The sequence below is a fragment of the Rhizobium sp. 862_C5_N1_2 genome (assembly GCF_051811205.1).
In the GTDB taxonomy this organism is placed as follows: Bacteria; Pseudomonadota; Alphaproteobacteria; order Rhizobiales; family Rhizobiaceae; genus Rhizobium; species Rhizobium leguminosarum.
The window spans coordinates 2656213-2672039 of record NZ_JBPWPT010000001.1 but is presented as its reverse complement, the minus strand read 5'-3'; the positions used below and the strand labels follow the sequence as shown (position 1 = coordinate 2672039).

Annotated in this window: 14 protein-coding genes; 7 read left to right on the top strand and 7 right to left on the bottom strand. The window is 61.1% G+C overall.

What is annotated here, in order from left to right; translation table 11 throughout:
- Positions 1-106: 106 nt before the first annotated feature.
- Complete coding sequence (locus ACD590_RS13480; RefSeq protein ID WP_439002760.1) at positions 107-784, top strand: methyltransferase family protein; 678 nt, start codon at positions 107-109, stop codon at positions 782-784.
- Positions 785-835: 51 nt separating this feature from the next.
- On the opposite strand, the gene ACD590_RS13475 is transcribed toward ACD590_RS13480, so the two are convergent.
- Both ACD590_RS13475 and ACD590_RS13470 read right to left on the bottom strand, forming a co-directional pair.
- Positions 836-1366, bottom strand: coding sequence for a gamma carbonic anhydrase family protein (locus tag ACD590_RS13475; protein WP_018242733.1), 531 nt, complete (start codon positions 1364-1366; stop codon positions 836-838).
- 10 nt (positions 1367-1376) lie between these two features.
- Positions 1377-2072: a fumarylacetoacetate hydrolase family protein gene (locus ACD590_RS13470; RefSeq protein WP_018242732.1), complete on the bottom strand. Its 696-nt coding sequence runs from the start codon at positions 2070-2072 to the stop codon at positions 1377-1379.
- A 284-nt stretch (positions 2073-2356) separates the two neighbouring features.
- Between ACD590_RS13470 and ACD590_RS13465 the strand changes: the two genes are divergently transcribed.
- Positions 2357-3109 carry a nucleotidyltransferase domain-containing protein gene (locus tag ACD590_RS13465; protein ID WP_026230657.1) on the top strand — a complete coding sequence of 251 codons (753 nt, stop codon included), beginning with the start codon at positions 2357-2359 and terminating at the stop codon, positions 3107-3109.
- Between the two features lie 44 nt (positions 3110-3153).
- Positions 3154-3693, top strand: a complete 540-nt coding sequence (locus ACD590_RS13460; protein ID WP_018242730.1) for a GNAT family N-acetyltransferase — start codon at positions 3154-3156, stop codon at positions 3691-3693.
- Between the two features lie 48 nt (positions 3694-3741).
- Here the strand turns inward: ACD590_RS13460 and ACD590_RS13455 are convergent, their stop codons facing one another.
- Both ACD590_RS13455 and ACD590_RS13450 read right to left on the bottom strand, forming a co-directional pair.
- Positions 3742-5715 (bottom strand): CHASE2 domain-containing protein, encoded by a 1974-nt coding sequence (locus ACD590_RS13455; protein WP_439002759.1) that lies wholly within the window; start codon positions 5713-5715, stop codon positions 3742-3744.
- Positions 5715-9503 carry a FecR domain-containing protein gene (locus ACD590_RS13450; RefSeq protein WP_439002758.1) on the bottom strand — a complete coding sequence of 1263 codons (3789 nt, stop codon included), beginning with the start codon at positions 9501-9503 and terminating at the stop codon, positions 5715-5717. Before ACD590_RS13450 ends, ACD590_RS13455 begins: the two co-directional genes overlap by 1 nt.
- A 128-nt stretch (positions 9504-9631) precedes the next feature.
- On the opposite strand from ACD590_RS13450, the gene ACD590_RS13445 reads away from it, so the two are divergent.
- Positions 9632-10171 carry a Pycsar system effector family protein gene (locus ACD590_RS13445; RefSeq protein ID WP_018242727.1) on the top strand — a complete coding sequence of 180 codons (540 nt, stop codon included), beginning with the start codon at positions 9632-9634 and terminating at the stop codon, positions 10169-10171.
- Positions 10172-10273: 102 nt separating this feature from the next.
- Here the strand turns inward: ACD590_RS13445 and ACD590_RS13440 are convergent, their stop codons facing one another.
- Entirely contained in the window at positions 10274-10762 is a 489-nt protein-coding gene (locus tag ACD590_RS13440) for a RidA family protein (RefSeq protein WP_439002757.1), read from the bottom strand.
- Positions 10756-11481, bottom strand: coding sequence for an SDR family NAD(P)-dependent oxidoreductase (locus ACD590_RS13435; protein WP_439002756.1), 726 nt, complete (start codon positions 11479-11481; stop codon positions 10756-10758). Before ACD590_RS13435 ends, ACD590_RS13440 begins: the two co-directional genes overlap by 7 nt.
- A 193-nt stretch (positions 11482-11674) precedes the next feature.
- Here ACD590_RS13435 and ACD590_RS13430 point away from each other — a divergent pair, with 193 nt between their 5' ends.
- Positions 11675-12577, top strand: a complete 903-nt coding sequence (locus ACD590_RS13430) for a LysR substrate-binding domain-containing protein (protein WP_439002755.1) — start codon at positions 11675-11677, stop codon at positions 12575-12577.
- Positions 12578-12690: 113 nt separating this feature from the next.
- A complete protein-coding gene (locus tag ACD590_RS13425) occupies positions 12691-13467 on the top strand; it encodes a DUF1194 domain-containing protein (protein ID WP_439002754.1) in 777 nt (258 codons plus the stop codon).
- Between the two features lie 123 nt (positions 13468-13590).
- On the opposite strand, the gene ampC is transcribed toward ACD590_RS13425, so the two are convergent.
- Complete coding sequence (ampC, locus tag ACD590_RS13420) at positions 13591-14748, bottom strand: class C beta-lactamase (RefSeq protein ID WP_439002753.1); 1158 nt, start codon at positions 14746-14748, stop codon at positions 13591-13593.
- Between the two features lie 123 nt (positions 14749-14871).
- Between ampC and ACD590_RS13415 the strand changes: the two genes are divergently transcribed.
- A complete protein-coding gene (locus ACD590_RS13415; protein WP_439002752.1) occupies positions 14872-15756 on the top strand; it encodes a LysR family transcriptional regulator in 885 nt (294 codons plus the stop codon).
- Positions 15757-15827 lie beyond the last annotated feature (71 nt).

The window sequence follows — 15827 nt, the reverse complement described above, 5'->3', positions numbered from 1 at the left end:
GCCATTAGGGAGCGTTCCGTCTCCTCAATCCGGTGCGGTAGTGTTAGACTCGGGCGGCAGCCGTTGGGATGCAAACAGCTCGTTCCCGGTTGAACGGAGAGCGGTCATGACAGAGCAAGACACTCGGCCCAATCACTCGTTCGCAGCGACGGCGCCATCGCTCGGCTCGCTCGCCATCACCATTGCCGTGATGTTTGCCGCGCTATTCTGGCCGGCCGGTACGCTCGACTGGCCGCGTGGCTGGATCTTTCTGGGCCTCTTCCTTGCACTGACATGTGTCGCGATCGCGGCGCGCAGCCGATATCAGAAAGGCACCAGGCCCTGGGACGCGGTGGTGGCGACGCTGACAATCATTCTCTTTGCCGCCATTCTTCCGGTCGGCGCGTTCGACGATGGGCGTTTCCATTGGGCGCCGCAGCCCGGTTGGATCGTCCTCATCGGCTATCTCCTGATGACATCAGGTTATCTCGGCCTAACCTGGGCGCAATCCGTCAACCGGCATTTCGAGCCGACGGTGCGCATCCAGACCGACCGCAACCACAAGGTAATCGACACCGGACCCTACGCCGCCATCCGCCATCCCGGATACGCAACCGCTATCGTGCTCAGCATCGGCATGGCACTGTCGCTTGGATCGCTCTACGCGCTGATCCCCGCCGGCCTGCTCGTTATCGTCCTCTTCGGCCGTACGCTCGGCGAGGAAGCCGAACTGCGCAAGGGCCTCGAAGGCTATGCGGACTATATGGCGCGTGTGCGTTGGCGCTGGATTCCGGGCGTGTGGTGAACGCCTTGGCGGGCGCAAAGGGCGCCTGACCACCAGCCTCGCGTTATCCTATCAACCGATCTGCCTGAGATCGCGCGCGAAGCGTTGCCAGTTTGCGACGTAGTTTTTTGCCGAGCGGCGGATGGCTTCGATTGCCGCCTCGTCGAGCACGCGCACCGCGCGGGCAGGTGTTCCGACGATCAGGGAATTGTCGGGGAATTCCTTGCCTTCGGTCACCAGCGCATTGGCGCCGACAAGGCAGTTGTTGCCGATCTTCGCACCGTTCAGGATGGTCGCACCCATGCCGATCAGCGTGTTGTCGCCGATGGTGCAGCCGTGGAGGATGGCGTGATGGCCGATGGTGCAGTCTTTGCCTATCGTCAGCGGGAAGCCCATGTCGGTATGGGCCATCACGCCTTCCTGGATGTTGGTGCCTTCGCCGACGGTAATCGGCTCGTTGTCACCGCGCAGCACGGCGCCGAACCAGATACCGACATTCTCGCCGAGCTCGATCTGGCCGATGATATTGGCGTCCGGTGCGATCCAATAGAGGCCGGCGGCGGGCAGTTTCGGCGTCGATCCGCCAAGTGCGTAGACGGGCATCCCTTTCTCCTCAGACGACCTCGACCGATAGGGTGGCGACGCCGTCGATGCCGCAGTTGATGCGATCGCCCCTGGCCACCGCGCCGACGCCGGCGGGCGTACCGGTCATGATGATATCGCCTGGTGCGAGGGTGAAGAGCTTCGACAGTTCTGCGATGATCTCCGGCACCTTCCAGATCATCTGGTTGAGATCGCCGTCCTGCACGCGCTTGCCGTTCTGTTCCAGCCAGATCTTGCCTTCAGCGGGGTGGCCGAGGCGGCTTGCCGGAATGATCGACGAGACGGGGGCGGAATGTTCGAAGGCCTTGCCGACTTCCCAGGGACGGCCGAGCTTCTTTGCCTCGCCCTGTAGGTCGCGGCGGGTGAAATCGATGCCGACGGCATAGCCGTAGATGCAGTCGAGCGCGTCGGCGGCCTCGATGTTCGCGCCACCCGATTTCAGCGCCAGCACGCACTCGACCTCGTAATGCACGTCGTTCGACAGCGGCGGATAGGGAAAGGCCTTGCCCGCCGGCAGCAGGTTGTCGGCATTCTTCTGGAAGAAGAAGGGCGGCTCGCGGCTGGGATCATGGCCCATCTCGAGCGCATGGTCGGCATAGTTACGCCCAACGCAATAGACGCGGCGCACCGGAAAACGCTCGGCGCTGCCCTCGACCGGCAGCAGCACCGGTTGCGGAAGCGGGATAACGGTGACGGGATCGGACATTGGCGGGTTCTTCCTGTTTACGAGTCTTGCGCCATCTTAGACGGAAAACATCGCGCCGGGAAAGCCGTCCTTGGCGTCCGGCTTCGGTGCATTGACGCTCTCACGGTGGCGGGTTAACCTTAGCCATGAGCAGGATTTTTGCAATTTCGACGACGTCTACGACCACCGCGCCGCGGTGGGTGGTAGACGCGTGAACTGAATTCCGTTCATCGCTGCTAAGACCAACCCGCCGGAGACGAGCGGGTTTTTTGTTCCCGCCCGTGTCCGCATTCGAGGACGAGATCGTGGACGATATCCAGAAGCATATTCTTGCGGAGCGGGCGCTGGCCGCTGCCCGCAACTGTGTCGCCAGCCGCTTTGCCGGGGCTGCTTTCACTTATGTAGCCGGCTCCCTCATGCGCGGCGAAGGGACCGCCTTTTCGGATATCGATCTGGTCGTCGTGTTCCCGTCTCTCGAAAGAGCCTGGCGGGAATCGTTCACTGAGGACGGTTTCCCGGTCGAGGCCTTCGTCCATGATCCGCAGACGCTGGCGCATTATCTCCATCAGGATGCCGACAGCGGCTATCCGATCATGGCCAACATGGTCGCGACGGGCTGTATAATGGGATCGGATATCGACAGCGCGCGCGTCATCCAGGCAAAGGCGGCAAGGATGCTTGCGGCGGGGCCGAAACCTCTTGCCGGGGTAGATTACGACTTGCTGCGCTATCAGGTCACCGATCTGGCCGACGACCTGCGCGGAACGCGCCCGCCCGAAGAGATCGCCGCCATCGCCGCGCTGCTCTATCAGAAGCTCGCCGACCTGATCCTCCTCGGGCGTGGCGCGTGGGCTGGCCGGGGAAAGTGGGCGCCGCGTCTGATGAGAGAGCTCGACGCGCAATTGGCGGCCGAATTCGACATGGCATTCGGGCTGGCGGCAGCGGGTGACGGCGCTCGATTCCTGGCTTTGGCCGACCGAGAGCTTGCCGTGCATGGTGGCCGCTATTTCGAGGGATTCAGGCAGAACGCGCCGCTGGAAGCGCGCCGCCTGGAATAGTTTGGTATCGGTCACATTGCCGCGTTTTGAAAATTGGATGGAAGATGCTTGAGTATGAATTCAAGGGTGCCTTGCCGTCGGCGGTAAGGCGTACCGCCAGATTGCGTCTCAGAATTCCCGTGGAAGGGGATATCGATTTCCTGACCCGACTTTTTTCGCAGCCGGAATTGGTCGCGCACCGACCGGTACCACGGCCGGACTCGCGCGAGGAAAGTGCAGCGCGGCTTGCGCGCGACATCGGGCATTGGAAAGATCACGGGTTTGGGCGCTGGGCCGTCGAGGCGAACGGTGCGCTGATCGGTTTCGGCGGCGTAACCCTTTCCAAGGAATTCGACGGCCTCAATCTTTCCTATCATCTGCAACCCGAAAGCTGGGGGCAGGGATATGCCACGGAATTGGTCAGGGAAGCCCTGGTGTTTGCCTTTGATGATCTGCATGGGGAGCGGGTGATCGGATTGGTTCGTACCGCCAATGCCGCTTCAAGACGTATTCTTGAGAAGTGTGGCTTCAACTTCGAGCGGGAGGTGATGCTGCATGGCGCGCCAACCAACATGTACGCCTTTGGCAAAACGAGCGGCTTATGAACGAACATCCGTGCGCAATTATCAGGCGTGACGAGACGTCGCCGCCGGTCATTCCTCGCCGGATTCAGCCAGCGCATCGCGGACGATCGCGTAATAGGGGGCAAGCTCGGGGATATCGGCGGCCAGCCTGTCGAAGGCGGAGTCGGATGGCGCAAGGGTGCCGGCGTATTTCGCTTGCGTGAAGGCCCGATGGGCGGCAAGGGCTTCGGCCTCGGCCTTGTGCACGACGGTATAGACGGGCGAGGGGACAGTGCGGCCTTTGACGATGATGCGATCGAGCTCGACGACGGTGTGGGTGCCGGCGACCAGCCTTGCGGTCTCCTCGCCGAGCAGCAGTGCTACGCCATAATTCTTCGAGGCGCCTTCGAGGCGGGAGGCGAGGTTGACGCTGTCGCCGAGGCAGGAATAGTCGAAGCGGCGGGTCGAGCCCATGTTGCCGACGATGCATTCGCCGGTGTTGATGCCGACTCCCATCTTCAGCACGTGCGGCTTGCCGCCGCGCGCCGCGGCCTCCCGTTCCAGCTCACGGTTCAGGCTCGATATCGCCGCCTGCATGGCGAGCGAGGCGGTGACCGCGTGGAGCGCATGGTCGGGATCGTCGAGCGGGGCGTTCCAGAAGGCCATGATGCAGTCGCCCATATATTTGTCGATCGTGCCGCCATGATCCATCACGACGTCGGAAAGCGGCGTCAGCAGCCGGTTGATCAGGCCGGTCAGTTGCTCCGGATCGTCCTTCAGCGTCTCGGCGATGGTTGTGAACCCACGCACATCCGAAAACAGCACGGAGAGCGTGCGCCGCTCGCCGCCAAGCTTCAACTGCGAGGGATCGTTCGACAGGCGCCGGACCAGATCGGGCGAGATATATTGGGCGAAGGCGCGGATGATCTGCCGCTTGTTGCGGCGCTCCTCGGCATAATCGAAGGCGGCCTGGCCGAAGGCGACCGAGACATAGGCAACGACTGGCCCGAGTGGCGAGACGAAGACATGGGCAAAGCGGATACCCGCAAAACTCGCCGCTGCGAAGGCAAGCACTGCCGCGGCGCTGGCGACGATCGTCAACCATCCCGTCGAGCGCCAGACGGTGGCGGCGGCAAGCAGCACGGTGATCAGGATGCAGGCGGCGACCAGCGGCAGGCGGGCTTCCGCGGTCGACAGGCCACGACGGATATTGTCGTAGATCGTCGCCTGGATCTCGACACCGGAGACCAGCTTGCCGGTGTGAACGGTATAGGGCGTGGCAAAGGCATCGACGCCACCCTTGTCGATGGCAGGCGCATTCTGCAGGCTGAGGCCGACCAGCACCACGCGGCCCTTGAAATAATCCGGTGGCAGCAGGTTCTCAGGGTCTAGCGCCTGGTAGTAGGAGACGGTGGGATAGCTGCGGGCCGGGCCGAAGGATTGGATGAGTCGGCCGGCCGACAACACCTCGGCCGGACCTCCGGACGCCTTTGCCAGCATAGCGGCGAAGCCGTCCTTATAGCCGGGAATACGCCGGAACGTGCCGTCGCCGCTGAGATCGATCGAGGCAATGCCGGTCACAGCACCCGCTTCGGTCAGTTGCGGCAGCGGCGTCGCGCGGATCAGCTGCGAAGCCTGTGGCGTCTCGATTAGTGTTTCGTCGCCGGCGAGCACGACATCGGGGCCGACGGCCTTGGTGATCGCATCGTCGTTGTCGGGGTTCGAGGGTTCGGCCATGATGATGTCGAGGCCGATGACACGGGCGCCGGCCGCGCGTAACTGCCTGATGAGTTCGGCATGCAGGCTGCGCGGCCAGGGCCATTGCGCATTGATATCGGCAAGCGAAGGTTCGTCGATCGCGACGATGACAGGCCCGCCTTGCGGTGGGCGTGGATCGTCGACGGTCGAGAGATAGTCGAAGCTTCTGAGTTCCAGCAACGACCATGCCGGCAGGCGCGACAGCAGCGAGATGGTGACGAGGGTGGCGAGCGCCAGCACCAGCAGCCTGAGATGACGGCTTTCAGCTTGCCCGCCGGCCGGCCGAGGCTTGCCTCGCACCGGCATCAGAAGCGGACTTTGAGCGTGCCCTTGAAGGCGCGGCCCCAGCCGGGCACGCCGGGCGTGAGCTCGAAATCCTCATCGAGCAGGTTATAGGCGGCCGCTTCCAGCGCGATGCGTTTGTCCAGGGGTTCCCAGATCAGGTGGGCATCGAGACTCCAATAGTCGTCGAGTTTCGTGCCGAGGTCGTCACCATCGCGCTCGCCGACATAATTGGCCGCCACAGTCGCCTTGACCTTGGCCTCATTGACCCAGGTCAGCGCGATCTGGCCAGAGTTGCGGGGAATGAACGGCAGCGAGCCGCCGTAGTTCGGCTCCAGCGGGTCCTTGTTCTCCGATTCCATGTAGGCATAAGTGGCGGAAAGGCCGAAACCATAGCCGAGCGCGACGTTGGCAGTCACGGCGGCGCGGTCGACGCTGCCGCGCGACAGCGGCAGGCTGTCGGCCGCCGGAAGCGAGATCAGCGGAAAGTCGATCGAGAAATCATGCAATTCCTGGTGCTGGTATTCGACCGAGGTGAAAAAACGATCGGTCCACTCGGCATCCCATTGCAGCGCGACCGTATCGCTATAACCTTCGATACCGACCGAGAACTGGTTCGGCTGCAGGCCGAGGATGCCGATCGGGGCGAGGGTGGGAACGCCGGTATCGACGCTCTGACGCATGAAGGCGGCGCGCAGCCAGTGGTTCTGAACGGGCGACCAGGCAAGGCCGAAGCGCGGCTCCAGCCGGCTGACATCGACGCCGTCGCCTGACATGTGCGTGCCGAACAGCGCATATTCGCCCTTCAGATCAGGCGCGATCTCGTGCAGCACGTCGACATAGGCGCGGGCGATATCGACGCGATTGTCGGCCTCCGTGGGGCCAAGCGTCGTGCCGTCGAGGAAGCCCGGAACGATATCCTCGATGTGCAGGAAGCTGCTGTTGTGGGCATCGATCCAGCCGCCCTCGATGCCGTAGCGGAAGGTCAGCGGTCCCGCCCCAATGTCGTGATTGAGGGCTGCGACATAGGTCTTCGAGCTCTGGTCCTGGCTGATCTGCGCGAAAGGGCGGATATCGGTGCCGGGACCGCCAAGGAACGGCACAGTCTCCCAATCGAACGCCAGTTCGTCGGTGGTCTTCGTTCGCGTGCCGGAATAGAGCAGCGCTGCATTCAGCACGTTTTCGTAGCCAAATGTGTGGCTCCAACCGATGCCGGCATTGGTCGCCGTAATGATGTCGCGCCGGGTCTGATAAAGCGGCAATTCGTCGGGCACACGCGGGATGCCGAAAAAGGGGACGAGGATGGGATCGAACAGCCCGTCGTTCAAAATGGTCGACAGCTGGGAATTGCTGCTCAAGGTATCGAGGTCGAAATCGCGTTTGGCGCCGTTGAAATAGGCGACGACACGATCATCAGGGGTGATCGTCGCTGTGAGATAACCGTTGCCGCTCAGGATCTTGTTCTCGGTGGAGAAGCCGCCGAAATCCGTATAGTCGCCATCGCGGGCGATCTCCTCCCAGTTCAGGTTGCCGTAGAAGCTGAGCGGGATGGTCTCGTTAGAGAAGCCCTGGATCTCGGCCTCACCGATGCGCCTAGTATGGCCATCGACGCTGTTGATGCCGCCGCCGAGTGAACCTTCGATGAAGGGGGTGCGCAGAAGCGTTGCCGAGCGCGAACGGCCCGACAGCATGTGCGGATCGAGCAGCAGTCCCTGGAACAGCGAGGAGAAGCTCGACGTGTTGACGCGATACTGGCTGATGTTGTCGTCGCCGAAATCGGTCGCATTATTGAAGGGGAAGATGCTGCCCTTGATCGACTGGTCGGTATAGCCGCTGCCTTCGAAGGGACTGAAGACGGCATCGCCATAATAACGGCCCCACGCGTCCAGGCCCTGCAGGCGGAAGGCGTTGTTCAGCGTCGAGCCGGCATCCTGGTTGGCGCCGAGCGCGCTGTAGTCGCCGCCGCGCGCCCTGGAGCGGCGGAGAAATTCCTGGGCGTTGCGGATCGCGCCGTCGGCGTCGTAGTCGTCGATGTCGACGGCGGTGCGGAAGGAGGAGATGACGGGATCGTTCTTGTCGAGCCTGTCAGCATTGTCGACCGCCTGTGCGGAGGGGATGCGGTCACCCTTTTCGTAATGGGCGGCGGCGAGCATCAACTGTGACTGCGAATGGGCCGGATTGGCGGTGCTGGCGGCCAGCAGGTCCGCCAGCGCCTTGTCGCGTTCGCCGGTCTGCAGGTAGTAGCGGCCGCGGGCGAGGAGAGCAATGTCGTAGGACGGATCGACCGCGAGCGCCGCATCGATCTCGCGCTTGGCATCCTTCATCCTGGACTGGTCGAGATAGAGAATGGCAAGATTGCCGTGGGGAACCGGGTCCTGCGGATCGAGCGCGATCGCCTTCAGGAAGGCCGCCTCGGCCTCGCCATTGGCGTCGCGGGCGCTCTGCAGCAGGCCCATCGAGTTCAACGATCCTGACGCCCCCGGCGCAAGCTCGATGGCGCGGTTCAGATCGGCCAGGGCGCCGTCGATATCGCTTTCATAGCTCGCCTTGTAAGACGCACGCGCGGCAAGGGCGATCGGATGGTTCGGATCGAGCGAGAGGGCGCGGTTCACCGCCTCCTGCATCTGGGCGCGGTCATCGATCAGCTGCGCCAGCTGTGCGCGGATCGCGGGCAGGGTGGGATCGTCGGGAAAACGCTTCTCGGCGTCCCTGATCACATCGACAGCGGCGCGCGGGTTTTGCAGAAAGCCGGCGGTGTAGGCCTGCATGATCGCGCCATAGGGGCCGACAGCTGATGACGGCGGCTTTTCGACATGGGCGGGATCGGCAAGCGAACGGGCGAAATAGCCGCCATATTGCGCCATGTTCCGGCGGTTGGCGTCGAGATGCGGCTGTGCTGCCGCAAATAGCCTTGCGGCTTCGTCGTATCGTTTTTCGGAGCCGGCGATCGTGGCATCGATCAGGTCGACGCGGGCCTTCTGGGCGGTCGTCAGCTTACGGCCCCGAACTTCCTGAAGCGTGGCGGCTGCAACCTGCCGGCCATCGAAGGCGCTCTGCACTTCGGCAAGCTCCAGCCAGTCCTCGGTGGTGCGACGCTCCGGCGGCAAAGCCAGCAGCCGGCGGCGCTCGTCGGCCATGCGGCCTGCCGGCAGCGGCGAGGTCGGCATCAGGCCGAAGCCGTCACGCAGGTTCAGGTAGAACAGCATCTGCTCGCGATCGTCGGGTGTGACGATGACGAGCTTGCGCGGCGCCTGGCCGATCGTGGCGACCGCTCCTTCCCCCTCGTTCACCTCGACGCTGCCCTGCGGGTTGGTGAGCGCGACGCGGCCTTCGAGCACGATCATCGAGGTCTTGGCGCCCTCGACGGTCATCGTCCAGTCGGTGCCGCGGATGGCGGCTGCGGCCGCCGGCGTTTCCACCGTCAGGCCCTGGCCGCCGCGCTCGGCGCGCGCCCAGATCGTTCCCGATTGCAGCTCCAGCGTCGTGTCGCCGCTCGCGGCCATCTTCTTGACCTGCAGCGAGGAATTGCGGCCGAGACGGACCTGGGTGTGATCGGAAAAGACGATGGCGAGCTGGCCGTTGGCATTGGTGCGCAGCACGTCGCCAGTCAGGAGATCCTGATTGATGTCGACGACACGCCAGTTCGACACTTCGATGAAGCGGACCTCCTCGCCGGTCTTGCGGGCAATGACGGATCCGGCAACCGGTGTTGCACGCTGAACGGGGTCGGCCGCCGCCGGCGGCGAAAAGCCTGGCAAGACGAGCGCAAGCGCCACCCCGGCGCGACAGATGTTTTTCCAGCGACCCAGCATGACCCAACCCCAACTCCCACATCCCCTTTGTCCATGTAGAAAAGAAAAGTCAAGCGCATTGCACACGTGTTCTTGAATTCGCCGTGCAGTGTAATATCAGGGAAACACTTTGTAGGTGGAGTATTCAGGTGAGCGATTTCGAAAATGCAACTGATCTTATGCTGAGCGCGCCGTCGAGCGGTGATATCAGTTCCGAGTATTTTGACCATATCAAGAAAATCAACGACATATTCTACGACCAGGTCAAGATATCTGACCAGAAGGCCGCCTATATCTTTACTTTCATGCTAGCCTTCCTGGTGAGTTCGAGCGAGGTGAGGGCAGTCTTCAGCCCGGCACGCTACGCGAGCGGGGCGCCAGGGAGCATGCTGTTCTCGGGCCTGCTTGCTGCAGCCTCGGTCTTTTCCATCCTTTCGGCGATCCTCGTCGTGTTGCCGCGCCGTTTGGACAGCTCGACCTCGCTGTTTTGGGGCGCCTGGCAGAACCACCGCGACCTGTTCTTCGAGGCGGCACTGCGGCGCGACGAACGCTATCTCTTCGACCAGTATCTCGAAAACGCCAACATCCTCTCCGCCATCGCCCGCAGCAAATATCGTTGCGTCACCTTCGCGTTCCGCGGGCTGATGGTGAGTGTGATCGCTTACGTGCTGCTGTTGGTGGCGGTGTGAGCGCAACATGGCTCAAGAGAGCCTCGCCCAGAGGTGGCCCGCAAGGGCTTCGAAGGGCGAGGCATGCTTTCGCCGGGCACGCAGAAAAGTGCCCGGCTACTTTCAATCCTCGACTTCGAGGATGAGTTCAAGTTCGATCGGCAGGCCGAGGGGCAGGCTGGCGACGCCGAGCACGACGCGGCCTGAGAGCTTTTCCTCGCCGAAGACCGCAAGCAGCATTTCGGATGCTCCGTCCGCAACCTTCGGATGGTCGCGGAACTCGCCTTCGGTCGCGATATAGACGCCCAGCTTGACGACCCTGACGACCCTGTCCAGTGAACCGAGATAGTCCCTGGCGGCGGCGAGCGCGCTCAGCGTTGCCGTTTCGGCCGCCTTCTTGCCGTCTTCGGCCGTCAGAGCACCGCCGACGCGGCCGATATAGCGCGGCGCATGGCCGACGACCGGCAGCATCCCGCTGAAGAAGACCAGGTTACCGGTCCTTATCGCTTCGACATAGGCCCCAAAGGGTGTCGGCGGCGGGGGAAGCGTGATGCCGAGTTCCTGCAGCCGCCGTTCCGCGCCGGCTGCCTGCGCTTTCGCATGGTCTACCATCTGCCCAGATGTGCGCCGCCGTCGACGTGCAGCACCTCCCCGGTTACGCGCGGCGCTTCGGTGAGGAAGACGACTGCGTCGGCGATCTCCTCGACGTTTGATATGCCTGCCATCGGCGACAGCGTCTTCAGGAAATCCTTCGGATTATCCTTGTGCAGCGGGGTGTCCACCACACCGGGAGCTACAATATTGAAGCGAATTCCTTGGTTCGCATATTCCATCGCCAGGTTCTTGGAGATGGCGTTTATACCGCCCTTTGTCATCATTGACACCGAAGCGGAGAAACCGGCGATCGGATGATCGGTCAATGGCGTGGTGATGCTGACGACGCTGCCGCCCGTTTTCTGTGTGAGCATTTGCCTGACGACCAGTTGGGTCAGGTGGATGAAGCCCTCGAGATTGGTCGAGGACAATTTTTTGAAGTCGGCCATGGTGAAATCGACGAACGGCTTGGCCAGGAAAATGCCGGCATTGTTGACGAGGCCGTCGATCGAGCCGAACCGGTCGATTGCGGTCCTTGCCACCAGCGCTGCGGTTTCGGCATCGCCAATGTCACCGTCGACGAGCGCCAGCTTGTCGGAGGCTTGGAAGGCGTTCGAAGTGCTGACCTGGCGCGAGGTGGCGACCACATTATAGCCGCGCTCGATGAAGGCGTTAACGAGGCCGGCTCCGATACCCTGCGAGGCGCCCGTGACGATGACTGTTTTTTTCGTAGTCATGCTGATCTCCATAAACTGGTTCGGGCAACGCGGGCCTTGCATTTGCGAAGGCCGGGTCGCTCGAGATGGGGCTGCTGCGAATGCGCCTCCATCGGGTTGTCTTGTTTTCGCAAGGTGAATATGGCGAAAACTCCATTACCCGATTAGATGGAAATATCTGGATTCTCTTTTGCATCCATGCAAAAATATCGCGATGGCTGATCTGAACGATATCGCAGTCTTCGTGAAGGTGGCGCAGTACGGCAGCTTCAGCCGTGCTGCCCATTCCCTCGGCATGCCGGTATCGACGGTCAGCCGGAAGGTGACGTCGCTGGAGGAGCAGCTGGGCGTGACGCTGCTGCAGCGGACGACCCGCAAGTTGAGCCTGACCGCCCAGGGCCGGGCCTATTACAACAGGTGCAGCGAACCGCTCGCCCATCTCCTCGACGCCGAGCAGGTACTCACCGAGGCACAGAGAAACCCGGAGGGTTTGCTGAAGATCTCCGTGCCTGTCATCTTCGGACAGGAGGTCTTTTACGAATTCGTCTCGGCCTTCCTGAAGGCATATCCGAAGATCCAGGTCGATCTCTTCGTCACCAACCTGTTCCTCGATCTGATCGCGGAGAACATCGACCTCGGCATCCGTTTCGGCGAACTCAAGGATTCGACCATCGTCGCGCAGCGGCTCGGGAAGAGCGTGCGCTATCTGGTCGCTGCGCCCGAGTATCTGAAGGGCAGGGTGCTTCCCTTGAAGCCCGAAGACCTGAAGGACCATCAGTGCATTCTGTTGAACGGCCGCAACGGCGAAGCGGAATGGGATCTCGTGAACGGGCGCAAATCGGTTCGCCTGCATGTGTCGGGGCCGGTATCGAGCCGGGATTTCGATGCGGTGAGCGCCTTCACCTATCGCGGACACGGCATCGGCCTGCTGCCTTCGACCTATTGCGACGAACAGATCAGAAGTGGCGAACTCATCCGCCTGCTGCCAGACTGGTCGTCCGAGGAAATTTTCGTGCACGCCGTCTATCCCACCCGCCGCTTCCTGCCTTCCCGGTTGCAGGTGTTTCTCGATGCGCTGAAGGCATGGAAGACCCCCTTGTGGCTTCCCTTGCATTGAAGGCCTTCCGATCCATCACCGAAAATTGAAGCCGTGGGCGTGGGCGAGCGTCCTGCGTCCGCCAAGCTATGTTAGAGTTTGCTGGCTTGGATGGCGCAGGGATTGGATTACCAATGCTGACGACACTTGCGTTGCTTATGGGGCTTACAGGCATTACCCCGGCCGCGCAGGCGGGGGGGAGCGAGGTCGACGTGACGCTGGTGCTCGCCGTCGACACCTCGCGGTCGATGGATTTCGAGGAGATCGGCATCCAGCGCGAGGGCTATGTCGAGGCGCTCAAGCACAAGGAATTCATCGACGCGGTGAAGGGCGGGCTGACCGGCCGCATTGCCATCAGCTATTTCGAATGGGCAGGCTATGTCGTCCAGGATTCCGTGATCGACTGGCAGGTGATCGAGACGGAAGAGGATGCGATCGCGTTTGCCGACAAGCTCGAAGCCCGACCGATTGCCACGCAACGGCGCACATCGATCTCCACCGCGATCGCTCAGGGCGCCAGTATGATCGTTTCCAGTCCCTTTCAGTCCAGGCGGCAGGTGATCGATGTCTCCGGCGATGGGCCGAACAACTCAGGCGATCCCGTCACCCCCGCCCGCGACAAGGCGGTGGAAGCAGGCATGATCATCAACGGCCTGGCCATCATGCTGCGGCCCTCCGATGCGCCGAACGGGCTCGACAAATATTATGCGGATTGCGTGATCGGCGGGCCCGGCGCCTTCGTGCTGCCGGTCCGCAAGATCGAGGATTTCGCCGTTGCCGTGCGCCGCAAGCTGGTGCTGGAGATCAGCGACCTTTCCCGGCCAGCGACGGTGCAGAAGATCGCTGGCGCTGAGGCGGGCACTGACTGCCTGATCGGTGAGAAGCAGTGGCGGGACATCTTCGACCGCTGATGCCAGAACAGGATGATTTTAGGCCGGGTCGGCCTAAAATCTCAATCCTGTCCTGAATTACATAGTTAGAGCATGATGTCGTCCGAAAACCGCGCACACTTTTCGGCATCATGCCCTACCGGGTTAGCGCGCCGAAGTTATATCCGTCAGTATTTGGTAAGCGGCAGAGACGCGATCCTCGTTGGGATAGTTTTTATTGGCCAAGATGACGATGCCAACTCGCTCTTTCGGGATGAACGCGACATAGGCGCCAAAACCATTCGTTGAGCCGGTCTTATTGATCCATACATCGTCGCGTGGTTCCATTGCGGGCATCAGTTGCTTGACGGGAATGGTTTTCAGCATCGCGCTGGAATTGTTTTCCATCAACGTCGTCAGCGTCACGGGATAAGAATACTGCTCCCAAATAAGGTCTTGGGTCATTGCGCCGACATCGAAGTATTCCCTATGCGTATTCGTGATCGCCTGCCGGAGCTTTTCGTCCAGGTCGACGAGGCCCATGTTCGCGTCGATGAACCGGATCATGTCGCTTGCTGTGGATTTCACTCCATAGGCTTCGGACGAAAGAATGGCGGGTGTCATCCTAGCCGGTTCACCGCTTCGCTTGTAGCCTTGGGCATAGTCCGCCACCCGCGATTTCGGCACATTGATATATGTGCTCTTCAACCCGAGAGAGGGAAACAATTCGTCCTGCATAAGCGCCGCGAAATCCCGCTGCATGCTTTTCGCCGTTATATAGCCAAGCATCCCGATGCTTGGATTGGCGTAAGTTCGATGGGTTCCAGCCTCGTATGAAGGATGCCAGGCTTCAAAATAGTCCATCAGTTGTTTTTCGGTTTTGACGTCATCAGGAATTTGCAGCGGAAATCCGCCACCCGTGTGCGTGCCCAAATTCATCAGCGCGACATCGCCGAAGGGGCTTCCCTTCATCGATGGAAGATATTTGCTTGCCTTGTCCGACAGCGAAAGTCGGCCGGTCACCTCAGCGTAGGATGTGAGGGTCACTGTAAACGTTTTGCTGATTGACCCGAGTTCGAACATGGTGGCCGCAGTGACGGGCTTGTCGGTGTCCTTCGACACGACGCCGTAGTTGAAGATGTGGTCCTCTCCGTCAACGGTAATGGCAACGGCCATGCCTGGGATGCCGTATTTATCCATGATCGGTTTGATCGCGCTGTCCGAGATGGCTTTCAGTTTCATCTCGTCAGCCGCAAAGCCACTTGAAGAAATGCATGTCGCGACCAGGGCGGCTGATAGAATTCCTATCCAATCACGCTTCATTTTTTCATCCTCCAGACGCGGTTCAATCAGCGCAAAGGCGCATGAGGACGGCATTTAATGGCACTGTTTTGCGGCAGCAAACTATGATATCTCGGAGGAGATACAAGAAAATCTAGGGCTAAGATGGTTCGGCAATTCCTCCCATTGAATGGCTTGAGAGCTTTCGAAGCTTCGGCGAGACATCTCAGCTTCACCCGCGCCGCAATCGAACTTTGCGTTACCCAGGCCGCCGTAAGCCAGCAGGTCAAAAGCCTCGAGAAGCGATTGGGCGTTGCGCTTTTCCAGCGCCTCCCAAAGGGTTTGAAAATCACCGCGGAAGGTGAAGCTCTTTTGCCGACGTTGACCAATTCCTTCGATCAAATGGCAATTACGCTGGACAGGATTGAAGCCGGGCAAGTTCGGGAATTGCTGTTTTTGGGCGTGGTTGGAACCTTTGCTGTCGGCTGGTTGTTGCCAAGGCTTCCGGATTTTCAACAGCAGCATCCATTCATCGACGTGCGCATTTCGACAAACAATAATCGCGTCGATATGGCCGCTGAGGGGTTGCATTTTGCCATTCGCTTCGGCAGCGGCTCCTGGCACGGCACAGAAGCACTGCGTCTGTTCGACGCTCCGCATTCGCCTCTGTGCACCCCCAGACTGGCAGACCGTTTAAGCTCGCCCGCAGATCTTGCCGAAGCGACGCTTTTGCGGAGCTATAGGGCCGACGAGTGGAGTTCCTGGTTCGCGGCAGCTGATGTTCCGCCGGCGGCACAGGTCAACGCAGGGATCGTTTTTGACTCTTCCCTCGCCATGATGGAGGCGGCCATGCAAGGATTGGGAATTGCTCTGGCGCCGCCGTCGATGTTTTCCAGGCATCTGTCATCAGGGGCTATATTACAACCTTTTCCCACGACCATATCATTGGGCAGCTATTGGCTGACTCGACTTCAATCAAGGCCGCCAACGGCAGCCATGCTCGCATTTTCAGATTGGATAACGTCGCAGATCTCTTCCGCATCTCAATGACAGCTTCTGGCGGATCGCAATCCTCGAACTGACGTCGGCAAGGAGATCGGTGAATTTGGTGAGGCATAGAC